Origin of the sequence: Rhodopseudomonas sp. BR0C11 (genome assembly GCF_010820945.1) — a bacterium.
Taxonomy (GTDB): Bacteria; Pseudomonadota; Alphaproteobacteria; order Rhizobiales; family Xanthobacteraceae; genus Rhodopseudomonas; species Rhodopseudomonas palustris_H.
This window is the reverse complement of sequence record NZ_QTKI01000036.1, coordinates 1-20,679: the sequence shown is the minus strand read 5'-3', so window position 1 is coordinate 20,679 and position 20,679 is coordinate 1. Positions and strand designations below refer to the sequence as shown.

The following is a 20,679-nucleotide window of genomic DNA, read 5'->3' as shown; positions in this document are numbered from 1 at the left end:
CTCGATGCGTCATTGGATCGAGCGATCCCCGCCGGGTCGGCGGTGGATCAGCCGTTGCCGCCAATCACGGCACGGACGGTGTCGTCGGGTCCGAAGTCTTCAGCACCGTCGACATAAAGCAGCGCACTGAGCTTGGATCTTGCCCGGTTGACGCGGCTCTTGATGGTGCCGACCGCACAACCGCAGATCGCCGCGGCGTCCTCGTAGGAAAACCCGGAGGCTCCAACCAGGATGAGCGCTTCACGCTGGTCCTGCGGCAGCTTGTCGAGGGCGGCGCGGAATTCCTCGAACTCGAGATGCGCGGTCTGTCCCGGCTGTGACTTCAGGGTCTTGGCGTAGCTGCCATCGGCGTCTTCGACCTCCCGGCGCCGCTTGCGATAGTCGGAGCGGAACAGGTTGCGGAGGATCGTGAACAACCACGCGGGCAGGTTCGAGCCCGGCTGAAACGAGTCGATGTTGGCGAGCGCTCGCAGCAGGGTTTCCTGGACCAAGTCGTCAGCACGATCGGCGTTGCCGCTCAGCGAGATAGCGAACGCGCGCAGGCTCGGCACGGCGGCGAGAATGTCGTCACGAAGGGAATCGGTGAGAGGCATTAGTCCCTCCCTTCGGTCGCAGTCGAGTCCGAGGCATTGGCGGCTTCAGCCGCCTGCTGCGGATCGTCGAGCTTCTTGATCAGCTCCGCGAACCGATCAGGAACGCCTTGCCGGACCACGTCGTCGTACATCGCGCGCAATTGATGTCCGATCCGGGCCTGGATTTCGGCGTTGAGACCTCCCTTAGTGCCTGGAGCCGACTTCTTCATGGTTTGAGCCTTGAATTCTTGCATGACTGATCCAATGTTTTCCCCATGGTCAAGTCCCCTGAACTTCGAGGGTTTTCTTGATCTGTCGCCGTTCACGGGACCCTAATGCGATCCCGGCATGAAAGTTCCACACGAGAATGGAACTTTTGCCCCGCTCGGGCGTAGTTGCCCTCGCAGAGGTGCCGGCCCGCCGCTGGCGATGGCCGAATGACTGATGGAGTGGGGATGTCGAGATCACAGGTTGTTGCAGAGCATTTGCCCTTGCTGCGCCGCTATGCGCGCGCGCTGACCGGTAGCCAGACCTCCGGCGACGCTTACGTAGGCGCCATGCTGGAGGCGCTGCTCCAGGATCCGGCCCTGCTCGACGAGCGGCACGGTCCTCGGGCCGGTCTTTTCCGTTTGTTTACCCAGATTTGGAACTCGGTCGCCCTGAACGACGAATCCGACGTTCGGACGCTGCCGATGCCATCGGAACGCCGCCTGTCGGCGATCACTCCGCTCCCCCGCCAGGCCTTTCTGCTGCTGTCCCTTGAGGGCTTCTCGGAAGAGGAAGTCGCCTTCGTACTGCAGGCCGAGGTCACCGAAGTCCGTCAGTTGGTCGAGACCGCCGGCAAGGAGATGGCCGAGGAGATCGCCACCGACGTTCTCATCATCGAGGACGAGACCTTCATCGCGATGGATCTTGAGAGCTTGGTCAAGGGCTTGGGCCATAACGTGATCGGTGTCGCCCGCACCCACGCCGACGCGATCGCGCTGGCACGGACCAAGAAGCCCGGCCTGATCCTGGCCGACATCCAGCTCGCCGACGGCAGCTCCGGCCTCGACGCGGTTAACGAACTGCTAAGGACCTTCGAAGTGCCCGTGGTGTTCATCACCGCCTATCCCGAGCGCTTCCTGACTGGCGAACGTCCGGAGCCGGCTTTCCTGATCTCCAAGCCGTTTCAGCCTGCGATGGTCTCGGCGGTTGCCAGCCAGGCGCTGTTCTTTCAGCGCAACTCGCGCAACCGTAAGCCCAACGCGGTCGCTTCCTGATCACTCCGCCACCGGCCGAAAACGACCAACGCCGTCCGGCTCTGCCGGGCGGCGTTTTGCTTTGCTGCGAGTAACGTGCCGAGGCTGGGAATCAAACAGGGCGCGGCTGGCATCACACAGCCGCGCCCTGTATCGCCGGCTTCGGGGCAGGGGGACTTAACCGGCGTCGGTTGAACGCCGGTAGGTAAAAACCGTTCCGCGTCAACTGCTAAAAACGTTAACACGCTCTGTTGATCGATGGTTATCGAACCGCTTTGCCGCTCCCGCGATTAATCATTGTGTGCATCGCGAACGCGTAGTTGGCGGTGCCGCAACAGGGAAAAGCGGCATAACGCCAGCTACAACAAAGCGGCAAGATACCATGTCACAGATCGTGCGGGGAATTTTGGGCGCCATTGCTATCACCGGAACGCTTGGCGCGGCTCAACTGGCTGTCGGCGAAGACCTTGGTCACGCCGGACTGATGCAGCAGGCGTCAGTCGCCGCACCGGCACCCCAAGACGTCAACCGTTCGGGCAAAGCCGATCGTGCTGGTATCAGCGCCGATATGCAGCCCGGCCAGACCTTTGCCGTGACGCTGATCGGCCAATCGGTTCTCGTCCGAATCCCCAAGGAGCAGGCCGATGGAGCGGCGGGTCGCGCGCCCGCGGCCACCACCAAGCCGGCGATGGCGCCGAAGCGGATCGTAGCCTGCGAGCCGGTGGTGAGTGTCCTCACCGAGGTTGCCAAGCAACTCCAGCCCGGACGTTGCGTCGCGTAACGCTTTCATCAGTTAACAGAGCATCCGACATCCGCCCCTGGGGCGGATGTTTTCGTTTGAGGCGTTCGCGGTCAGCGGGCGTTAGGCCGGCGCGCCGGCCTCAGTCGCCGCCGGGAAGCTGCGGTGTGTCCTCGGGCATCAGGTGCTCCTTGAGCACCAGCCCGACGATCAGCAGCGGGGAGGCCAGGAAGCTTCCCATCGGCCCCCACAGCCAGGTCCAGAATGCCAGGGTGATGAATACCGCCAGCGCGTTCAGCGACAGTCGCCGCCCGATGATCGTGGGGGTTATGAAGTGGCCTTCGAAGAAAGTGAGGAGGGTGAAGCCCAACGGGGCAAGCAGTCCGGCTCCCAGGGTCGGCATGCTGATGATGCCGACGACCGTGAGCACGACAAACATCACGAACGGCCCGATGATCGGGATGAAATTCAGCACCGCCGCCAGCGCGCCGAGACCGGCCGGGTTCGGCATCCCCGCGGCGGCGCAGATCAGGCCGGTGGCAGCGCCGTAGCACAGGTTGATGACGGTGACGGTCAGCAGATAGGCGCCGAGGCTGCCTTCGATCTCGTTGAGGATCCGCAGCGTCCGCAGCCGGGCATCGCGGCCGGCGAACACCATCACCAGCGATCGGCGGAGATCCTTCCAGCTCGCCACGAACAGCACCAGCATCACCAGAAACAGCAGGAGCTCGGTGAGGGTGGGCGAGAGGAATTCGAACACCCAGTCGATCTTCGGCATCTGCACCGAGCTCTGCGGCAGGCTTTCGGAGCCGCTCAACGAGCTTTGGATCTGCCGCCACATCTGCAGCGGCCGATCGAGCACGTGCAGCTTTTCGCGCAATAAAGAGCCGACCTCGGGAATCCGGCTGCTCCACTCGATCAGCGGTGCCGAGATCAGCCCGATCATGAAGGTGACTGTGCCGAGCCCCAGCGCCACGATCAGCACCGCGCTGACCGCGCGGGGAATCCGGAAGCGCTCCAGGAAGCTTGCCGCCGGTGACACCATGGTGCCGACCACGAAGGCGGTGACCATCGGCAAAAAGAATGGCTTTCCGACGTACAGCAGGCCGACCAGCAGGATCACCAGCAGGGCGACCAGAGCGAGCGCAACGACTTCGGTGCGCCGGATCAGCGGCGGCCGCTCGTCCTTGCTGTCGGGAAGCGGCGTGCCGGCAGGCTCGGCGGGAAGTACGCGCAATGGACCACCCAGCGTCTGAGTTATGTGTGGAGACGTGGAAGTCGACGGCGAGCGGGCCGGATGACGGCGCAACCATCGAAGACTGCCGCTGCGTGCAACGACGATCGACCAAGAAGGTTCCGGGCTCGCTGCTGACGCCTTTGCGCATCGCTTGAGCCAAGTGCGGGAACGGACTGGAGCGGGACCGCGTTCTCTCGCCGACGCCGCACGGACGTCGCAACTAACAGCGGGGACTTTCCATGATCACCACGATGCTGTCTGCATGCGTCCCGCAGCCGGGACGCGCGTTCAATTCGGTGGCGGCGACCGGTGCTGCGCTTTTGCTCGCGCTTGCGCTGCCGGCGACTCCGGCTGCCGCCCAGGCGCTCGGCTATGCGGCGCAGCCGCCGCAGTTCGCCCCGTTCGAATCCGACGAGGCGATGCTCGCGCCGTCCGAACCAGCGGATAACGATGTTGCGGTCGACGCGAACGAGGACGCGCAGCTCCCTGACCGGCTGCGCCGGACGGTGGTGAGCTATCCGAGCAAGGAGCCGGCCGGCACCATCGTGATCGATACCTCGAACACCTATTTGTATTACGTGCTCGGCGGTGGTCGGGCGATCCGCTACGGCGTCGGCGTCGGCCGCGAAGGCTTCACCTGGGCCGGCGTCCAGACCATCACCCGTAAGGCGGAGTGGCCGGACTGGCGGCCGCCGGCGGAGATGATTGCGCGCCAGCCCTATCTGCCGCGCTTCATGGCCGGCGGCCCGGGCAACCCGCTCGGTGCGCGGGCGATGTATCTCGGCTCCACCGCGTACCGCATCCACGGCACCAATGATCCGTCGACGATCGGCAAGTTCGTCTCCTCGGGCTGCATCCGGCTGACCAATGAGGACGTCGAGGATCTGTTCAGTCGTGCCGGGATCGGGACCCGCGTCGTGGTGCTGCCGAAGTCGGGCTCACATCCGATCGAAGCGCGCTCGACCCCGCGGCCCGGCCGGCAGGCCATGAACATCTCAGCCTCGTCGATCGACTAACGCCAGACAGCCGGAGACCGTCATGCGCAAGCTCACCTCACGCCAGATCGGAATCGGTGCCGCGGCACTTGCGGCTGTGACCGTGGTGACGCCTCCGGCGCATGCGCAGGATTTCTTTCAGGCGCTGTTCGGCGGCTTCCAGGCGCCGCGCTATCAGCCGCGGATGCCGGCGCTGCCGTTTGCTGATGACGGGTATGGCCGGGACACGCGTGAGCGGATGTCCCGTCCGAGCGCGCGCACCTATTCGACCGGCGGGCAGGCGTACTGCGTCCGAACCTGCGACGGGCGTTATTTCCCAATCTCGTCCAGCGGGGGCGATACCAAGGCCGAGACCTGCAACAGCTTCTGCCCGTCGAGCGACACCAAGGTGGTGTACGGCTTGTCGATCGAGAACGCCCGCACGTCCAGCGGAAAGCCATATTCCGAATTGCCGAACGCCTTCAAATTCCGCACCGAGATCGTTGCCGGCTGCACCTGCAACGGCAAAGACCAGTTCGGCCTCGCTAAGATCCCGATCGAGGACGATCCGACGGTGCGCAAGGGCGACATCATCGCCGGCAAGGACGGCCTGATGGTCGCGGCCCGTAACGCCTCCGGCAACGACGGCAAGGTAGCGCTCGCCCCGGCCTCCGGCGCCGATCACGTCCGCGCCGGCTATTCCAAGGTCCCGGTGCTGGCCCAGGACTAATCCCTCGGCTGCCAACAGTTGGGAAGCCGCGCGTCTGCCGCGCGGTATTCTCATGGAGAGTTACGATAGTTCCGAAGTTGGAACTGATCAGCGTCTTGGCGATTGATCCGGTGCGGCGCGACCGCGGGTTGGAGCTAGGAAGATGAGCATTCTGATCGGAATTCTGATTACATTTCTCGTCATCATTTTGGTGCTGTATCTGATCAACATGCTGCCGATGGACGGCCGCGCCAAACAGATCGCACGGATCATCGTCATCATCATCGGCGTGGTATCGCTGTTGAAATATCTGGCGGTGTTCTAAGCCAGCAATCCGGCCGGGCCATCGCCCGGCCTTTTCTTTGGGCGCCGCAAAGCAGAATCGCCATCAGTTATCACGATACTGCCGACAAGCAAAAAGCCCCGGCTCTCGCCGGGGCTTTGCATGTCGAGCTGTGATGCCCGATCACTTCAGGGTCGAGAACCAGTCGTCGACGTCTTTGCGGACCTGGTCCTTGGCGTAGCCGTAGCGCTCCTGCAGCTTGCCTTCGAGCTGGTCGCGGCGGCCTTCGATCACGTTGAGATCGTCGTCGGTAAGCTTGCCCCACTTCTCTTTGACGTTGCCCTTGAACTGCTTCCAGTTACCTTCAACGCGGTTCCAATCCATCCTGTCCTCCAGTGTTTTGGATGCCGGTCAACGGGCGGTGCTGAGGATGGTTCCGACTTCCGCTGCGGCAAGCCGTCACCCAAGGCTTGCGGTTTGCGGCCTTGAAATCAGCAGCAAGTAACGAGCTACCAAAACAAAAGACCTCCCCCTGGGGGGGAGGTCTCGTGACTGCGGAAGTAACAGGTCTGCTGATTTAGCGCGCCGATTCGAGGTGCGCCGCCTTCGCTTCGCGGCGGCGCTCATGCAGGATGAACTCGGTGTAGCCGTTCGGCTGAGCGCGGCCCTTGAAGATCAGGTCACACGCGGCTTCGAACGCGACGCCGTCGAAATCTGGCGCCATCGGCCGGTACAGCGCATCGCCTTCGTTCTGCTTGTCGACCACCACGGCCATCCGCTTCAGCGAATCCATCACCTGCTCCTTGGTGACGACGCCATGGTGCAGCCAGTTGGCGAGATGCTGGCTGGAGATGCGCAGCGTGGCGCGGTCTTCCATCAGGCCGACGTCGTGGATGTCCGGCACCTTCGAACAGCCGACGCCCTGGTCGATCCAGCGCACCACGTAGCCGAGGATGCCCTGGCAGTTGTTGTCGATCTCCTGGCGGACATCGTCCGGCGCCCAATTCGAATTCGACACCGGAATGGTGAGGATGTCCTCGAGCTTGGCGCGCGGGCCGCCCTTGGCCAGCTCTTGCTGGCGCGCGATCACGTCGACCTGGTGATAGTGCAGCGCGTGCAGCGTTGCTGCGGTCGGCGACGGCACCCAGGCGGTGGTGGCGCCGGCCTGCGGATGGCCGATCTTCTGCGCCAGCATGTCGGCCATCTTGTCCGGGGCCGCCCACATGCCCTTGCCGATCTGGGCGTGGCCGGGCAGGCCGTCGACCAGACCGGTGTCGACGTTCCAGTCCTCGTAGGCCTTGATCCAGGGCTGCGCCTTCATCTCGTTCTTGCGGATCATCGGACCCGCTTCCATCGAGGTGTGGATCTCGTCGCCGGTGCGGTCGAGGAAGCCGGTGTTGATGAAGCAGATCCGCTTGCTCGCATTCTGGATGCAGGCCTTGAGGTTCACCGTGGTGCGGCGCTCCTCATCCATGATGCCGACCTTCAGCGTGTTCTCGGTCAGGCCGAGCATCTTTTCGACGCGGCCGAACAGCTCGACGGTGAGGGCGACTTCGTCCGGGCCGTGCATCTTCGGCTTGACGATGTAGACCGAGCCGGTGCGGCTGTTGCGGCTCTTGCCGAGGTGCTTGAGATCGTGGATCGCGATCAGGCCCGACACCGCAGCGTCGAGGAAGCCTTCCGGGATCTCCTGACCTTCGCTGTCGAGCACCGCATCGGTCCACATGTGGTGACCGACGTTGCGCATCAGCAGCAGGCTGCGGCCGTGCAGCGAGATTTCCTTGCCGTCCGGTGCGGTGTAGGTGCGGTCGCCGTTGAGCGCGCGGGTAACGGTCTTGCCGCCCTTCTCGAAGCTCTCCGACAGCGTGCCGTCCATCAGGCCGAGGGTGTTGCGATAGATCAGCACCTTGTCGTCAGCGTCGACGGCGGCGACCGAGTCTTCCATGTCGAGAATGGTCGAGACCGCCGACTCGATGATCAGGTCGGCGACGCCGGCCGGATCGTCTTTGCCGATGGCGCTGGCGCGGTCGATCTTGATCTCGATATGCAGGCCGTTGTTGACCACCAGCACCGCGCTCGGACTGGCGGCATCACCGCGGAAGCCGGCGAACTGCGCCGGCTTCTTCAGGCCGGTGGCATTGCCGCTCTTCAGCTTGGCCGACAGCTGGCCGGCGATCACGCTGTAGCCGGTGACGTCGCTGTGGCTTCCGGTGGCGAGCGGCGCGGCCTGATCGAGGAACGCCTTGGCCTTGGCGATCACCTTGTCGCCGCGGGCCTTGTCGTAGCCCTTGGTCTGGGTGGCTTCCTGCGGGATCGCGTCGGTGCCGTAGAACGCGTCGTACAGCGAGCCCCAGCGCGCGTTCGCAGCGTTCAGCGCGTAGCGCGCGTTCGACAGCGGCACCACCAGCTGCGGGCCGCACAGCTTGCCGATTTCTTCGTCGACATTGGCGGTCTCGACCGGCGCGGTCGCCGGCTCGGGTTGCAGGTAGCCGATCTCTTTCAGGAACGCGGTGTAGGCCGCCATGTCCTGCTTCTTGCCCTTGTTGGCGAGATGCCACGCATCGATCTTGGCCTGCAGATCGTCGCGGGTCTTCAGCAGCGCGCGGGTCTTCGGCGCCAGATCACGAACGATCGCAGCGAGTCCGGCCCAGAATACGTCGGGAGCGATGCCGGTTTTCGGCGCGGCCTCCTTGGCGATGAAGTCGAACAGCACAGGCGCGATTTTCAGTCCGTGGGCGTCAATACGATTCATTTTTGGATGTCTCGCGAGAAAACGGCGCGCTGGCGCCTTTTCAGGGGTCAAATGACCGGTCGCCGCGTAGCGGCGCCGGGTGCTCCTTTTAGCGTCAAAGGTCGCCAAAAGAGAAGGCCCGCACTGTCTGGCTGCGGCCAGGCACCGCCGGGAACCCTTTCGTTCCCGGCCCAAATGCCGATCTGCCGGGAGTCGTGGCAGGAAGGAGGGCGGCACGGCCCTTGCTCAGCTCAGACTCCCGATGCGGCCGAGAAAGACTGTCTCTGCCAAGTGGCGACGAGGGGCGAAATTTCTCTACGGATCGGCGGAGGTGGAATGGAATGATTTTCTTCCGACCCTGCTTGTATCGCGGAAGCGGAGAAAATAATTCTAAACAGCCCCAGGTGGCGATGGAGCGGACATGCGATTTCTTCCAGTGTTTCTGGATCTGGCGACGGGACCCGTGGTGCTGGTGGGTGCCGGCGAGATGGCGCGCGCCAAGCTGCGGTTGTTGCTCGGCGCCGGTGCGTCGGTCCGCTGGTACGTCACCGATGGCGACCGCGGTCTGGCCGGCCTGACCGAGGCCGAGCGGGCGCGGGTGAGTTTCCCGGACGGCGATCCGGCCGCCGCTGACCTCACCGGCGCGATCGCGCTGCTGTGCGCGGGCGCGGGCGAGGTCGCCGCTCCGCTGGCCGCGAAGGCGCGGGCACTCGGCGTGCCGGTCAATGTCATGGACGAGCTGTCGCACTCCACCTTCATCTTTCCGGCGATCGTTGATCGCGGCGACGTGGTGGTGGCGATCGGCACCGGCGGGTCTTCGCCGGTGGTGGCGCGCCGCCTCCGCGAACTGATCGAGACCGTGGTGCCGGCGCGGATCGGCGAGCTGGCCGCGCTGATCGGCCGCTGGCGCACGCCGATCAAGACACGGATTCCTGAATTCCCGCTGCGCCGCCGGTTCTGGGAGCGCGTCGTCGACGGCCCGATCGGCCGCGCGGTGCTCGACGGGCGGCTGGCGGATGCCGAGACCGAACTGAAGAAGATCGACGATGCCACCGACTACGCGCGGCATTCGCTCGGCCGCCGCGCTGACGGTCATGTCAGCATCGTCGGCGCCGGTCCCGGTGATCCTGATTTGTTGACGCTCAAAGCTCTGCGGGCGCTGTCGGACGCCGACGTGGTGTTCTACGACGAGCTGGTTTCGCCCGAGATCCTCGACCGCATCCGGCGCGACGCCAAACGCCTGCCGGTCGGCCGCCGTGTCGGCCAGCCGGGCATCGGTCAGGACGCGATCAACAAGCTGCTGATCGAAGCGGCCCGGTCCGGCCAGCGCGCGGTGCGGCTGAAGGGCGGCGATCCGTTCGTGTTCGGCCGCGGCGGCGAAGAGGTCGAAGCGCTGCGCGAGGCCGGCGTGTCCTACGCGGTGGTGCCGGGCATCAGCGCGGCGCTCGGTGCAGCCTCGCAGTTCGAGGTGCCGCTGACCTATCGCCACGAGGCGCTGCGCATCACCTTCCTCACCGCCCACAAGGCCAAAGATGCCGAGGCCGTCGATTGGTCGGCGCTGACTGATCAGAAGATGACGGTCGTGGTGTATATGGGCATGAGCGCGGCGCCGACGATCCGCGAAGGGCTGCTCGCCGCCGGCCGCGCGGCTGATACGCCGGTGGGCGTGTTTGCGCGGGTGACGCGTCCGGACGCTGTCTCGGCTGTCGGCACGCTCGAAGATCTGCCGGCGCTGGTCGATCAGGTCGACGGCGGCCCGGCACTGCTGGTGATCGGCGACGTCGTCGCTCACTCCGCGCCGTGGCGCCAGCAACAACTCCTGCAACTCGTTTCGACCTATCAGATGGCCGCCGAATGACGTCCCCGCTGCAACAGAAGATCAAGATCACCGGTCCCTCGGTGGTGACCGCAAACCGAACCACCGATGGCGTGGTGATTTACCGAACCGCGCAGAGCGGCTGGTCGACCGATCTGGCCGACGCCGCCATCGTGCGCGAGGCCGAGCCGGCGCGCGCGCTGCTCGCCGCTGCGACCGCCGACGATGTCGGAGCGGTCGGTGCCTATATCGCGCCGGTGGAGATCGGCGCCGACGGGGCAATTAGCCCCGGCAATCTGCGCGAAAAAATCCGCCGCGACGGCGTCACCATCGCGCTGCCCGTCCAGGCTTGAGGGCTGTTTCATGTATGCTTATGACGACATCGACCGCGCCATCGTCCACGAGCGCGTCGAAGAATTCCGCGACCAGGTGAGTCGCCGCCTGTCGGGCGAACTCACCGAGGACGAGTTCAAGCCACTGCGGCTGATGAACGGCGTGTACCTGCAGCTCCACGCCTACATGTTTCGCGTGGCCATTCCGTACGGCACGCTGTCGTCGGCACAGCTCCGGAAGCTGGCGCATGTGGCGCGGACCTACGACCGCGGCTATGGCCATTTCACCACCCGGCAGAACATCCAGTTCAATTGGATCGCGCTGAAGGATTTGCCCGACGCGCTTGCGGATCTGGCCGAAGTCGGCATCCACGCGATGCAGACCTCTGGCAATTGCACCCGCAACGTCACCGCCGATCAGTGGGCCGGCGTTGCGCCGGGCGAGGTCGAAGACCCGCGGGTCTGGGCCGAAATCCTGCGCCAGCACACCGCGCTGCATCCGGAATTCTCGTTCCTGCCGCGCAAGTTCAAGTTCGCCATCACTGCCTCGGATCACGATCGCGCCGCGATCAAGATCCACGATATCGGCCTGAAGCTGGTCAGGAACGACGCCGGCGAGACCGGCTTCGAAGTGCTGGTCGGCGGCGGGCTCGGCCGCAGTCCGTTCATCGGCCGGACCATCAAGTCGTTCGTCGCGGGCCGCGATATCCTCAGCTACATCGAGGCGATCCTGCGCGTCTACAATCAGTACGGACGCCGTGACAACATCTACAAGGCGCGCATCAAGATCCTGGTGCACGAGCTCGGCATCGAGAAGTTCGCCGCCGAAGTCGAGCAGGCGTGGCGAGAGATCGCCGACGGCCCGCTGACGCTCGACGACGAGATGATCGAGGATATCCGCTCGCGCTTCATCTATCCGGCCTACGAGAAGCTGCCGGTAGAACCCGACGAGCTGCGCGCCGCGGCCGGCGACCCGCGCTTCGAAGCGTGGCGCAACAACTCGGTCGCGCCGCACCGCCAGGATGGCTATGCCATCGTGACGTTGTCGCTGAAGCCGGCAGGCGGCCCGCCTGGTGATGCCACCGCCGCGCAGATGGATGCGGTCGCAGACCTGGCCGACAAATATTCGTTCGGCGAGATCCGCGTCGGCCACGAACAGAACCTGGTGTTGCCGCACGTTGCCAAGCGTGACCTGCCCGCGCTGTGGGCCGCGCTCGACAAGCTCGGCCTCGCCACACCGAACGTCGGTCTGGTCAGCGACATCATTGCTTGCCCGGGCCTCGATTACTGCTCGCTGGCGAATGCGCGGTCGATCCCGATCGCCCAGGAATTGTCGCGCCGGTTCGCCAGCCCCGAGACCGCCGCGCTGATCGGGCGGCTGCACATCAACATCTCCGGCTGCATCAATGCCTGCGGCCATCACCACGTCGGCCATATCGGCATTCTCGGCGTCGAGAAGAACGGCGAGGAGTTTTATCAGATCACCATCGGCGGTCGTGCCGACGAGGGCGCTGAGCTCGGGGTGCTGATCGGCCCCGCGGTGCCGTACGGCGAAGTCGCCGACGTGATCGAAGATATCGTCGAGGCCTATCTCAGCCTGCGGCAGCGGCCGGACGAATTGTTCGTCGACGCCGTCAAGCGCCTCGGCCTCGAGCCCTTCAAGGAGCGGGTCTATGCCACTCGTTAAGAACGGACAGATTACGGCCGATGAGTTCGTTGCCGTGGCCGACGACGCAGAGTTGCCGGCCGCGGGTTCGGTGCTGATTTCGGCTACGCGCTTTTTGGCCGATCCCAAGCGGCTGGTGGCGCGCAACAGCCCGCTCGGCGTGATCTGGCCGAACAACCGCGACGTCGCCGAGCTGAAGCCCTGGCTCGACCGTCTGGCGCTGATCGCGCTGGTGTTTCCGACCTACAAGGATGGCCGCGCCCACAGCCAGGCGCGGCGGCTGCGCGAGGTCTATGGTTATCGCGGCGAACTGCGCGCCACCGGGCAGGTGCTGCGCGACCAGTTCACCTTCCTGGTCCGCAATGGCTTCGACGCGCTCGACGTCAAGAAGGAAGCCGACGCGCACGCCTTCGGCGAAGCGACGCATCGCTACACCGAATTCTATCAGCCGACCGGCGACGGTCACCTCAGCGCGCTGCAGCTCCGCCGCCAGCGGCATCTGACGTCGGCCAGTTAAGCCGCAGTTCTCCACGCCGTCATTGCGAGGAGCGTAGCGACGAAGCAATCCAGAGGCCGCACGCGTGGCTCCTGGATTGCTTCGCTTCGCTCGCAATGACGGGGAGAGCTTCGACCATCACGCCGCCGTTGACCTGGTGCGCGCTTTGCATCAAATGCGCCGCCATGAGCAATCAGCTTCTCGACCGTGTCGTTGCCGAAATCGCCGATGAGATGACGCAGCGGACGGACCGCGGCGAGGTGGCGAGCTACATTCCGGAACTGGCGCGGGTCGATCCGAAAGCCTTCGGCCTCGCGGTGATCGGTGCCGACGGCCATGTCGCCGCCGCCGGTGACGCCGATTTGCCGTTCTCGATCCAGAGCATCTCGAAGGTGTTCACCCTGACGCTGGCGCTGGGCAAGGCCGGCGATCGGCTGTGGCGGCGCGTCGGCCGTGAGCCGTCGGGCTCCGCCTTCAACTCGATCGTGCAGCTCGAGCACGAGCGCGGCATCCCGCGCAATCCGTTCATCAATGCCGGCGCGATCGCCGTCACCGATCTGATCCTGTCCGGGCATCAGCCGCGCGAAGCGCTCGGCGAGATCCTGCGGTTCATGCAGTTTCTCGCCGGCGATTCCACGGTCGCGATCGATGAAGCGGTGGCGAAATCCGAGCAGCGCACCGGATTCCGCAACGCTGCGCTCGCCAATTACATGAAATCGTTCGGGGTGCTGGACAATCCGGTCGAGTACACGCTCGGCGTCTATTTCCATCACTGCGCGATCGCGATGAGCTGCCGACAGCTGGCGATGGCCGGGCGTTTCCTGGCGCATAACGGCCAGAACCCGTCGACCGGACTCAACGTGGTGTCGAGCGAACGCGCGCGCCGCATCAACGCGCTAATGCTGACTTGCGGCCACTATGACGGTTCGGGCGAATTCGCCTATCGGGTCGGCCTGCCGGGCAAGAGCGGCGTCGGCGGCGGCATTCTCGCGGTCGCGCCGGGCAAAGCCTCGATCGCGGTGTGGGCGCCGGGGCTCGATGCCGCGGGCAACTCCCATCTCGGTCGCGTCGCGCTGGAGGCGCTGACCAAGCGCATGGGCTGGTCGATTTTCGGCGTCTGACAAACAGCCGAACGACCCGGCGCAAAAAAAAGGGCCGAACGCGTGCGCCGGCCCTTCGTCAGTCGTTCGAATGATCGCGGCGGCGGCGCCGCGCAAGCTGCGGTGTCATGGCCGCTTGGTGGACTGCTCTTCAAGCATCGCGATCTCGTGATACCAGCTCGAGCAGGTCAGGATATTGGCCGGATTCGACGCCGCTTCGCTGCTCGGAAGCGCGGTGCGGTTGGCTCCATCCCGGCCGCCGACCGGGAACTGGTAGATCTTGGCGGAGGTCTGATTCAGGCTACTCACGCGATCTCTCCTTTCTCTCCTTCGGGTCGATGAAGCTGGCTCGACGAGCGGTCCGGCCGCGCGTCGCAACGGATGATAACGCGATTGCTTCGCGTGCAGGCAGAATGATCAACAAAGAACCAGCCACTGGCGATTCTTTGCGCATTCGCCCGTTTGCTGACGAACTCGGCATTGGATTGATGCAACGCGGCCGGGATGGCTTGGTTGCGCACTCCCCCTTCCGAGAAAATCGTGCGCCCGAGGGGTTAATTTTGTTCACCGCGGTGGGTGCGGGGAAATACGGAGGAATCTGGCGTTCCGCGCTCCGCGACCGCGCAGGGCCGACACTGTCTTGCTCATCGAAGTTGCCGCGCGACCGCCGCGGATCTGCCTGCGGCGATTTGGCTCATTTTGGCATATTAAATGCTTCATGTTCGCAGGACCGAAGGCCGCCGGGTGCGGTTCCGTGTCCGTCATCGGCCGAATGCCGGTGGCATCTCCAACGAGAGGACCGCATGACCAAGTACAAGCTCGAGTACATTTGGCTCGACGGCTACAAGCCGACGCCGAACCTGCGCGGCAAGACCACCATCAAGGAATTCGAGATCTATCCGACGCTCGAGCAGCTTCCGCTGTGGGGGTTCGACGGCTCGTCCACGATGCAGGCCGAAGGCCATAGCTCGGACTGCGTGCTGAAGCCGGTCGCGATGTACCCGGACGCGGCGCGGAACAACGGCATTCTGGTTCTGTGCGAAGTGATGATGCCTGACGGCGTCACCCCGCATCCGACCAACACCCGCGCCACCATTCTGGACGACGAAGGCGCCTGGTTCGGCTTCGAACAGGAATACTTCTTCTACAAGAACGGCCGCCCGCTCGGCTTCCCCGAGGCCGGCTATCCGGCGCCGCAGGGCCCGTATTACACCGGCGTCGGCTACAAGCACGTCGGTGATATCGCCCGCCAGATCGTCGAAGAGCATCTCGACCTCTGCCTCGCCGCCGGCATCAACCACGAAGGCATCAATGCCGAGGTGGCGAAGGGCCAGTGGGAATTCCAGGTGTTCGGCAAGGGGTCGAAGACCGCCGCCGATCAGATGTGGATGGCGCGCTACCTGATGCTGCGTCTCACCGAGAAGTACGGCATCGATATCGAGTTCCACTGCAAGCCGCTCGGCGACACCGACTGGAACGGCTCGGGCATGCACTGCAACTTCTCGACCAGCTACATGCGGGAAGTCGGCGGCAAGGAGTATTTCGAATCGCTGATGAAGGCGTTCGAAGACAACCTTGACGACCACATCGCGGTGTACGGTCCGGACAACCACATGCGGCTCACCGGCAAGCACGAGACCGCACCGTGGAACAAGTTCTCCTACGGCATCGCCGATCGCGGCGCCTCGATCCGCGTGCCGCACTCCTTCGTCAACAACGGCTACAAGGGCTATCTGGAAGATCGCCGCCCGAACTCGCAGGGCGACCCTTACCAGATCGCGTCCCAGGTTCTGAAGACGATTTCGTCGGTCCCCACCTCGAAGTCGGCGGCCGCCGCCTGAACCTCCACGGCGACTGCTCGCGGCCCGGACGCAAGTCCGGGCCGTTGCCGTTTTGATGCCCTGAATATGATTGCTCTCGTTTGTTTTGGCGCGTTTTTTCGTGCGAATTGCTGGTCCTCTCGGTCGCAAGCGCTCGGGCGGCTATCTTCACCTTTCAGCCACTGTTGACGTGCAACAACTGCCCGGCGCGTCGTGAGCCGGTGACGGGCCGGCAGTGCCGATCGCGCGCGAATGGGGAATCTGGACAATGTTTCGCGGGGTGATGGCCGTTCTCGGCCTGTTGGTGCTGGCCGGGTGTGCCGGCGGCGATGTCGCACCGTCGGTCGATACGCCGTCGATGTATCAGAGCATGGCGCGTGAGGGTGCCAAGGTCGATGTCGCCGCAGCGGCCGTCATGATCTCACAATATCGCCAGAACAACGGGCTTGGTCCGGTGACGGTGGATCCGGCGCTGACCAAGCTCGCCGAGGACCAGTCATCGACCATGGCAAGGCGCAACAAGCTCGACCACGACGTCAAGGCGCCGCTGGCGCAGCGGCTGAACGCCTCGGGGTATCCGGCAGCGGTCGCGGTCGAGAACGTCTCGGCGGGTTATCACACGCTGGCGGAAGCTTTTTCGGGCTGGCGGGATTCGCCGCCGCATCGGGCCAACATGCTGAAGACCGGCGTCGACCGGATCGGCATCGCCGCCAGCTATGCGCCGGGCACCAAATACAAGGTGTTCTGGACCATGATCCTCGCTTCAACCGACACGCCGCGATAAACCGGGCGTGATCGGCTCACGCCCTTGGCGCAATTGACGCTGGCACCGTGCATCGCCAAGTTGCCGCCGTTCTTGCTTAAGGTGCGACCGACCAGATGGACTCGACACCGCACAGGAAGGCCGCAAGGCCCTGCGACGCGCGCCGCGTGCTGGTGCTGCAAGGCGGCGGGGCGCTCGGCGCGTATCAGGCCGGCGCCTATCAGGCGCTGTGCCATCACGATTTCGAGCCGCAATGGCTCGCCGGCATCTCGATCGGCGCCATCAACGCCGCGATCATCGCCGGCAATCCGCGCGAGCAGCGCGTCGAGAAGCTGAAGCAGTTCTGGGAGATGGCCTCGTCGCCGGTGCCGTGGCAGCCGCTGCTGCGCGACGACCACGTGCATTCGCTGTTCAACGAGACCTCGGCGGCGATGATCGCCACCTTCGGGGTTCCGGGCTTCTTCACCCCGCGGTTTCCGCCGACGCACCTGCTGCCGTCTGGCAAGCCCTCCCACCTCAGCTATTACGACACCGCGCCGCTGCGTTCGACGCTGGAGCGGCTGGTCGATTTCGACCGCCTCAACCACAATGGCATCCGCCTGAGTGTCGGTGCGGTCAACATTGTCACCGGCAACTTCGTGTATTTCGATACCACCAAGCAGACCATCGGCCCTGAGCACATCATGGCTTCGGCCGCGCTGCCGCCCGGCTTTCCGGCGATCGAGATCGACGGCGAGTATTATTGGGACGGCGGCGTCGCTTCCAATACGCCGCTCGACTACGTGCTGGACTGCGAGCAGCGCGACGATCTCTTGATCTTTCAGGTCGATCTGTTCAGCTCCCGCGGCCGCCTGCCGGAAACGTTGCTGGAAGCTGCCGAGCGCGAGAAGGACATCCGCTATTCCAGCCGCACCCGGCTGAATACCGACAAGAACAAAATGATCCACAACACCCGCAAGGCGCTGCGCGATCTGATCGATCGGCTGCCGGCGGAATTGCGTGACGATCCGGCCTACGCCATCCTGCATGAGGCGGCCAAAGAGAACACCGTCACCGTGGTGCATCTGATCTATCGTAAGCGGGACTATGAGGCGTCGTCGAAGGACTACGATTTCTCCCGGCTGAACATGATCGAGCATTGGAAGGCCGGCGAGCAGGACGTCTACGTCTCGATGCGCGACCAGAGCTGGCAACAGGCGCCGCAGGACGGCGAGACCATGGTGACCTGGGACCTCACCCGGGATGCATTCGAATAAGCGGCCAGATCTGCGCCGCTTTCTCAACCTCGCGAACAGGAGCGGATGATGACGAATCTGACAGGCAAGACCGCGGTCGTGACCGGCTCGACCTCGGGCATCGGGCTCAGCTATGCGCGCGCCTTTGCCAAGGCCGGCGCCAACGTCGTGATCAACGGCATGGGTGACGCGGACGCGATCGAGAAGGAGCGCAAAGCGATCGAGACCGACTTCGCCGTCAAGGCGGTGTATTCGCCGGCCGACATGCTGAAGCCCGCCGAGATCGCCGAGATGATCAAGCTCGGCGAAACCACTTTCGGTTCGGTCGATATCCTCGTCAACAACGCGGGCATCCAGTTCGTGTCGCCGGTCGAGGACTTCCCGATCGAGAAGTGGGACGCGATCATCGGCATCAACCTGTCGTCGGCGTTCCACGGCATCCGCGCCGCGGTGCCGGGCATGAAGAAGCGCGGCTGGGGCCGCATCATCAACACCGCCTCGGCGCACTCGCTGGTCGCCTCGCCGTTCAAGTCGGCCTATGTGGCCGCCAAGCACGGCATCGCCGGCCTGACCAAGACGGTGGCGCTGGAGCTCGCCACCCACAAGATCACCTGCAACTGCATTTCGCCCGGCTATGTCTGGACGCCGCTGGTCGAAAAGCAGATCCCCGACACCATGAAGGCGCGGGGTCTCACTAAGGAGCAGGTGATCAACGACGTGCTGCTCGCTGCCCAGCCGACCAAGCAGTTCGTCACCCCCGAGCAGGTCGCCGCTCTCGCAGTCTATCTTTGCGGCGACGATGCCAGCCAGATCACCGGCGCCAACCTGTCGATGGACGGCGGCTGGACCGCCGCTTAAGGCGGGTTTGGGGCCGCCCACATTCGGTCGGGCTCCGCCTTCGCCTCACGAACGAACGTCATCCTCCGCTCGAGCGGAGGATCCAGTATTCCAGAGCGTCATGGACCTGGAATACTCGATCGCCCGGTCAAGCCGGGCGACGACGTGAGTGTGATAAAGTAAGTCTCGCTCACCCCGTCTTGCCGAACGCCAGCACATGCCCGCCGAGACGTTCGCAGACGATCCAGAACAGCATCACGGTTTCGAAGGTCAGCGCCGCTTGATGCTTGCGGCTATCTTTTCGCCCGCTTTTGCACTGCTTGCTCCAGAGCCATCCGGATGTAGCGTTGGTAGGGGACACCTGCAGCCTTCGCCTGCTGGCGGACGGCAGACAGCAGTTGCTCCGGCAGTCGCAGGTTGACCGATTTGTCTTTCGGCTTCATTTCGAACTGCATGGTGACCATGCCCGACAGGTCGTAATCGGAGAGGTCCGCGTCGGCGACGAAGGCTTCCGCCTCGGCGTCACTTCCCAGCTTTGGCAGCTTCTTCTTCATAGGCGGCGATCTCCTTGCGGTGCATGTAGCGGGCGCTAATAGGCCGGATGAGCGTTCGCTCGCGCAGCGTTCTGAGGGTGAACACCAGGAACACCATTCGTCCCGCTTCGGTGCGGCCGATTGCCTTGAAGCGCTCCTCGGTCGTGGAGTGAGCCGGATCAGGAAACACGCTTACCGGGCCGCGAAACAGGCCTTCGATTTCGGCGACCGTCACGCCATGTTTGGCGCATTTGGCTCGGTTTCCGAGATCCCAATCAAAGCCGGCAATTTTCATCGGCTGCCTCTAGCCAAATAGGCATTTGTATAGACAAATGTCAATGCGCAGCCGATATCCGAAGCGCCTCGAACAGAGCCTTAAGTCGTCTCAGTGCGCCTTCGCGCCGAACGCCAACACGTGCAGGCCGAGGCGTTTGCGGACGATCCAGAACAGCATCACGGTTTCGAAGGTGAGCGCCGCGGAGGTGGCGGCGGCGGCGCCGTAGCCGCCGAAGCGCGGCACCAGGATCAGGCACAGCGCGAGATTGACTGCGAACGCCAGAGCGTAAGCGAGCGCGCAGACATGCTGGTGGCCGAGCATGTTGAGCAGCCGCTCCACCGGCCCGATCGCGGCGCGGACCATCAGGCCGATCGCCGCAACGAACATGATGCCGTAGCCTGACGTGAATTGCGGCCCGAATAGCCACAGCAGCGGCTCGCCGAGCGCCAGCAACGCCAGGGTCGCCACCAGCGACGGCCAGAACGTCCACACGATCGCGTGGCGGACATACGCCGCCAGCCGAACCTTATCGCCGGCTGCGTTGTACTCGGTGAAGCGATGCGCCGTGGTGGCCGACATCGCGTAGTGAATGAACGACACCAGCGCCAGCGTCTTCACCACCGCATAGTAGATGCCGACTTCCTCGGGCGTACTGAACTGCTGCAGCACCAGGACGTCGGTGTAGGACAGCAGCAGGTAGAAGCTCTCGACCAGCAGGATCGGCAGCGAGGTGGCGAGCCAGCCGCGGACGTCGTAAGCGCGCGGGCCGGGCGGGACGTGGCCGGCCAGCCTGCGGTTGAGTGCGATCATCTGCCCGAGCATCGCGATCCACACCGCCGCACAGCTCGCCGCCATTGCGGCCACCGCGCCGAGCTCGAAGCCCAGGACAAACAGCCCGGCGGTGAAGCCGATGATCAGCGCCTGTCGGATGATGAACTGCGGCATCAGTCCCAGCCGCATCCAGTCGTGTGAGCGGGCGATGCCATCCTGGGTGTTGGCGACGACGAAGGCCGGCAGCGTCAGGCAGCCGAGATACAGCGGCACGACGGTGGCGTCGCCGATCAGCGGCGCCAGTGCCCAGACCAGGAGCGCGAGCAGCAGCGACACCGCGCTGGAGGCCGCCAGCGTGCCCCAACGGCTGCCGGACAGAAAGCCGCGCAGCCGGTCGAGTTCGCCGCGCGCGCGATATTCGGGAATGATCTTCTGGGCTGAGGCGGAGATGCCGAAATCCAGCATCGATCCGAGCAGCAGCACCCAGGTCCAGACATAGACGTAGATGCCGTAATCCGAGCCGCCCATCCAGCGCGCCAGCAGGATC

24 protein-coding genes are annotated in these 20,679 nt (G+C 64.4%); 14 read left to right on the top strand and 10 right to left on the bottom strand.

The window, feature by feature from the left end; translation table 11 throughout:
* Positions 1 to 47: 47 nt before the first annotated feature.
* Positions 48 to 593 carry a sigma-70 family RNA polymerase sigma factor gene (locus tag DYI24_RS05320; RefSeq protein ID WP_011159760.1) on the bottom strand — a complete coding sequence of 182 codons (546 nt, stop codon included), beginning with the start codon at positions 591 to 593 and terminating at the stop codon, positions 48 to 50.
* On the bottom strand, positions 593 to 826 hold the full coding sequence (locus DYI24_RS05315; RefSeq protein WP_199851764.1) for a NepR family anti-sigma factor: 234 nt from the start codon (positions 824 to 826) through the stop codon (positions 593 to 595). The genes DYI24_RS05320 and DYI24_RS05315 overlap by 1 nt, the downstream gene beginning before the upstream one ends.
* Positions 827 to 1,027: 201 nt before the next feature.
* Here DYI24_RS05315 and DYI24_RS05310 point away from each other — a divergent pair, with 201 nt between their 5' ends.
* A complete protein-coding gene (locus tag DYI24_RS05310; RefSeq protein ID WP_107345822.1) occupies positions 1,028 to 1,834 on the top strand; it encodes a response regulator in 807 nt (268 codons plus the stop codon).
* Between the two features lie 361 nt (positions 1,835 to 2,195).
* Positions 2,196 to 2,594: a hypothetical protein gene (locus tag DYI24_RS05305; RefSeq protein ID WP_164571518.1), complete on the top strand. Its 399-nt coding sequence runs from the start codon at positions 2,196 to 2,198 to the stop codon at positions 2,592 to 2,594.
* A gap of 100 nt (positions 2,595 to 2,694) precedes the next feature.
* On the opposite strand, the gene DYI24_RS05300 is transcribed toward DYI24_RS05305, so the two are convergent.
* Positions 2,695 to 3,789 (bottom strand): AI-2E family transporter, encoded by a 1,095-nt coding sequence (locus tag DYI24_RS05300; RefSeq protein ID WP_205523377.1) that lies wholly within the window; start codon positions 3,787 to 3,789, stop codon positions 2,695 to 2,697.
* Between the two features lie 239 nt (positions 3,790 to 4,028).
* On the opposite strand from DYI24_RS05300, the gene DYI24_RS05295 reads away from it, so the two are divergent.
* The 3 genes from DYI24_RS05295 (at position 4,029) to DYI24_RS28005 (ending at position 5,797) form a co-directional block, all read left to right on the top strand.
* Positions 4,029 to 4,805, top strand: a complete 777-nt coding sequence (locus DYI24_RS05295; RefSeq protein ID WP_164571517.1) for a L,D-transpeptidase — start codon at positions 4,029 to 4,031, stop codon at positions 4,803 to 4,805.
* A 22-nt stretch (positions 4,806 to 4,827) separates the two neighbouring features.
* Positions 4,828 to 5,493: a DUF2865 domain-containing protein gene (locus DYI24_RS05290; protein WP_164571516.1), complete on the top strand. Its 666-nt coding sequence runs from the start codon at positions 4,828 to 4,830 to the stop codon at positions 5,491 to 5,493.
* 142 nt (positions 5,494 to 5,635) lie between these two features.
* Positions 5,636 to 5,797 (top strand): Thivi_2564 family membrane protein, encoded by a 162-nt coding sequence (locus DYI24_RS28005; RefSeq protein ID WP_205523376.1) that lies wholly within the window; start codon positions 5,636 to 5,638, stop codon positions 5,795 to 5,797.
* A 141-nt stretch (positions 5,798 to 5,938) separates the two neighbouring features.
* Here the strand turns inward: DYI24_RS28005 and DYI24_RS05285 are convergent, their stop codons facing one another.
* Together DYI24_RS05285 and DYI24_RS05280 are read right to left on the bottom strand one after the other, a co-directional pair.
* On the bottom strand, positions 5,939 to 6,139 hold the full coding sequence (locus DYI24_RS05285) for a CsbD family protein (RefSeq protein ID WP_107345818.1): 201 nt from the start codon (positions 6,137 to 6,139) through the stop codon (positions 5,939 to 5,941).
* Positions 6,140 to 6,332: 193 nt separating this feature from the next.
* Complete coding sequence (locus DYI24_RS05280; RefSeq protein ID WP_164571515.1) at positions 6,333 to 8,507, bottom strand: malate synthase G; 2,175 nt, start codon at positions 8,505 to 8,507, stop codon at positions 6,333 to 6,335.
* 400 nt (positions 8,508 to 8,907) lie between these two features.
* Here DYI24_RS05280 and cysG point away from each other — a divergent pair, with 400 nt between their 5' ends.
* The 5 genes from cysG (at position 8,908) to DYI24_RS05255 (ending at position 13,917) form a co-directional block, all read left to right on the top strand.
* The gene (gene cysG / locus DYI24_RS05275; RefSeq protein ID WP_164571514.1) at positions 8,908 to 10,344 is read left to right on the top strand and encodes a siroheme synthase CysG; all 1,437 of its coding nucleotides are present in this window, start codon (positions 8,908 to 8,910) and stop codon (positions 10,342 to 10,344) included.
* Positions 10,341 to 10,655: a DUF2849 domain-containing protein gene (locus DYI24_RS05270; protein ID WP_164571513.1), complete on the top strand. Its 315-nt coding sequence runs from the start codon at positions 10,341 to 10,343 to the stop codon at positions 10,653 to 10,655. The genes cysG and DYI24_RS05270 overlap by 4 nt, the downstream gene beginning before the upstream one ends.
* Positions 10,656 to 10,665: 10 nt before the next feature.
* Complete coding sequence (locus DYI24_RS05265; RefSeq protein ID WP_164571512.1) at positions 10,666 to 12,321, top strand: nitrite/sulfite reductase; 1,656 nt, start codon at positions 10,666 to 10,668, stop codon at positions 12,319 to 12,321.
* Positions 12,308 to 12,817 carry a DUF934 domain-containing protein gene (locus tag DYI24_RS05260; RefSeq protein ID WP_164571511.1) on the top strand — a complete coding sequence of 170 codons (510 nt, stop codon included), beginning with the start codon at positions 12,308 to 12,310 and terminating at the stop codon, positions 12,815 to 12,817. The genes DYI24_RS05265 and DYI24_RS05260 overlap by 14 nt, the downstream gene beginning before the upstream one ends.
* 164 nt (positions 12,818 to 12,981) lie before the next feature.
* Complete coding sequence (locus tag DYI24_RS05255; RefSeq protein ID WP_164571510.1) at positions 12,982 to 13,917, top strand: glutaminase; 936 nt, start codon at positions 12,982 to 12,984, stop codon at positions 13,915 to 13,917.
* A 105-nt stretch (positions 13,918 to 14,022) separates the two neighbouring features.
* Here the strand turns inward: DYI24_RS05255 and DYI24_RS05250 are convergent, their stop codons facing one another.
* Together DYI24_RS05250 and DYI24_RS05245 are read right to left on the bottom strand one after the other, a co-directional pair.
* Positions 14,023 to 14,205 (bottom strand): DUF2735 domain-containing protein, encoded by a 183-nt coding sequence (locus DYI24_RS05250; RefSeq protein ID WP_012497457.1) that lies wholly within the window; start codon positions 14,203 to 14,205, stop codon positions 14,023 to 14,025.
* Positions 14,202 to 14,417 carry a hypothetical protein gene (locus DYI24_RS05245; protein WP_164571509.1) on the bottom strand — a complete coding sequence of 72 codons (216 nt, stop codon included), beginning with the start codon at positions 14,415 to 14,417 and terminating at the stop codon, positions 14,202 to 14,204. The genes DYI24_RS05250 and DYI24_RS05245 overlap by 4 nt, the downstream gene beginning before the upstream one ends.
* A 282-nt stretch (positions 14,418 to 14,699) precedes the next feature.
* Here DYI24_RS05245 and DYI24_RS05240 point away from each other — a divergent pair, with 282 nt between their 5' ends.
* The 4 genes from DYI24_RS05240 (at position 14,700) to DYI24_RS05225 (ending at position 18,572) form a co-directional block, all read left to right on the top strand.
* On the top strand, positions 14,700 to 15,737 hold the full coding sequence (locus tag DYI24_RS05240) for a glutamine synthetase beta-grasp domain-containing protein (protein ID WP_107345811.1): 1,038 nt from the start codon (positions 14,700 to 14,702) through the stop codon (positions 15,735 to 15,737).
* 247 nt (positions 15,738 to 15,984) lie between these two features.
* The gene (locus DYI24_RS05235; protein ID WP_107356796.1) at positions 15,985 to 16,500 is read left to right on the top strand and encodes a CAP domain-containing protein; all 516 of its coding nucleotides are present in this window, start codon (positions 15,985 to 15,987) and stop codon (positions 16,498 to 16,500) included.
* A 95-nt stretch (positions 16,501 to 16,595) separates the two neighbouring features.
* Positions 16,596 to 17,735 (top strand): DUF3734 domain-containing protein, encoded by a 1,140-nt coding sequence (locus DYI24_RS05230; RefSeq protein WP_164571508.1) that lies wholly within the window; start codon positions 16,596 to 16,598, stop codon positions 17,733 to 17,735.
* A 48-nt stretch (positions 17,736 to 17,783) separates the two neighbouring features.
* Positions 17,784 to 18,572 (top strand): 3-hydroxybutyrate dehydrogenase, encoded by a 789-nt coding sequence (locus DYI24_RS05225; RefSeq protein ID WP_164571507.1) that lies wholly within the window; start codon positions 17,784 to 17,786, stop codon positions 18,570 to 18,572.
* Between the two features lie 272 nt (positions 18,573 to 18,844).
* Here DYI24_RS05225 and DYI24_RS05220 read toward each other — a convergent pair whose 3' ends face one another.
* The 3 genes from DYI24_RS05220 to DYI24_RS05210 all read right to left on the bottom strand — a co-directional run.
* Positions 18,845 to 19,105 (bottom strand): BrnA antitoxin family protein, encoded by a 261-nt coding sequence (locus DYI24_RS05220; RefSeq protein ID WP_164571506.1) that lies wholly within the window; start codon positions 19,103 to 19,105, stop codon positions 18,845 to 18,847.
* The gene (locus tag DYI24_RS05215; RefSeq protein ID WP_164571505.1) at positions 19,074 to 19,379 is read right to left on the bottom strand and encodes a BrnT family toxin; all 306 of its coding nucleotides are present in this window, start codon (positions 19,377 to 19,379) and stop codon (positions 19,074 to 19,076) included. Before DYI24_RS05215 ends, DYI24_RS05220 begins: the two co-directional genes overlap by 32 nt.
* Before the next feature lie 90 nt (positions 19,380 to 19,469).
* The coding region (locus DYI24_RS05210; RefSeq protein ID WP_164571504.1) for a lipopolysaccharide biosynthesis protein at positions 19,470 to 20,679 on the bottom strand (1,210 nt) is incomplete at its 5' end.

What these genes read in the sequence shown, in the direction of transcription:
- DYI24_RS05290 (WP_164571516.1), top strand. Translation starts at nt 4,828, where the DNA reads ATGCGCAAGCTCACCTCACGCCAGATCGGAATCGGTGCCGCGGCACTT.
- cysG (WP_164571514.1), top strand. Translation starts at nt 8,908, where the DNA reads ATGCGATTTCTTCCAGTGTTTCTGGATCTGGCGACGGGACCCGTGGTG.
- DYI24_RS05285 (WP_107345818.1), bottom strand. Translation starts at nt 6,139, where the DNA reads ATGGATTGGAACCGCGTTGAAGGTAACTGGAAGCAGTTCAAGGGCAAC.
- DYI24_RS05270 (WP_164571513.1), top strand. Translation starts at nt 10,341, where the DNA reads ATGACGTCCCCGCTGCAACAGAAGATCAAGATCACCGGTCCCTCGGTG.
- DYI24_RS05225 (WP_164571507.1), top strand. Translation starts at nt 17,784, where the DNA reads ATGACGAATCTGACAGGCAAGACCGCGGTCGTGACCGGCTCGACCTCG.
- DYI24_RS28005 (WP_205523376.1), top strand. Translation starts at nt 5,636, where the DNA reads ATGAGCATTCTGATCGGAATTCTGATTACATTTCTCGTCATCATTTTG.
- DYI24_RS05230 (WP_164571508.1), top strand. Translation starts at nt 16,596, where the DNA reads ATGGACTCGACACCGCACAGGAAGGCCGCAAGGCCCTGCGACGCGCGC.
- DYI24_RS05260 (WP_164571511.1), top strand. Translation starts at nt 12,308, where the DNA reads ATGCCACTCGTTAAGAACGGACAGATTACGGCCGATGAGTTCGTTGCC.
- DYI24_RS05240 (WP_107345811.1), top strand. Translation starts at nt 14,700, where the DNA reads ATGACCAAGTACAAGCTCGAGTACATTTGGCTCGACGGCTACAAGCCG.
- DYI24_RS05255 (WP_164571510.1), top strand. Translation starts at nt 12,982, where the DNA reads ATGAGCAATCAGCTTCTCGACCGTGTCGTTGCCGAAATCGCCGATGAG.
- DYI24_RS05315 (WP_199851764.1), bottom strand. Translation starts at nt 826, where the DNA reads ATGCAAGAATTCAAGGCTCAAACCATGAAGAAGTCGGCTCCAGGCACT.
- DYI24_RS05310 (WP_107345822.1), top strand. Translation starts at nt 1,028, where the DNA reads ATGTCGAGATCACAGGTTGTTGCAGAGCATTTGCCCTTGCTGCGCCGC.
- DYI24_RS05305 (WP_164571518.1), top strand. Translation starts at nt 2,196, where the DNA reads ATGTCACAGATCGTGCGGGGAATTTTGGGCGCCATTGCTATCACCGGA.
- DYI24_RS05265 (WP_164571512.1), top strand. Translation starts at nt 10,666, where the DNA reads ATGTATGCTTATGACGACATCGACCGCGCCATCGTCCACGAGCGCGTC.
- DYI24_RS05280 (WP_164571515.1), bottom strand. Translation starts at nt 8,507, where the DNA reads ATGAATCGTATTGACGCCCACGGACTGAAAATCGCGCCTGTGCTGTTC.
- DYI24_RS05235 (WP_107356796.1), top strand. Translation starts at nt 15,985, where the DNA reads ATGTTTCGCGGGGTGATGGCCGTTCTCGGCCTGTTGGTGCTGGCCGGG.
- DYI24_RS05295 (WP_164571517.1), top strand. Translation starts at nt 4,029, where the DNA reads ATGATCACCACGATGCTGTCTGCATGCGTCCCGCAGCCGGGACGCGCG.
- DYI24_RS05215 (WP_164571505.1), bottom strand. Translation starts at nt 19,379, where the DNA reads ATGAAAATTGCCGGCTTTGATTGGGATCTCGGAAACCGAGCCAAATGC.
- DYI24_RS05220 (WP_164571506.1), bottom strand. Translation starts at nt 19,105, where the DNA reads ATGAAGAAGAAGCTGCCAAAGCTGGGAAGTGACGCCGAGGCGGAAGCC.
- DYI24_RS05320 (WP_011159760.1), bottom strand. Translation starts at nt 593, where the DNA reads ATGCCTCTCACCGATTCCCTTCGTGACGACATTCTCGCCGCCGTGCCG.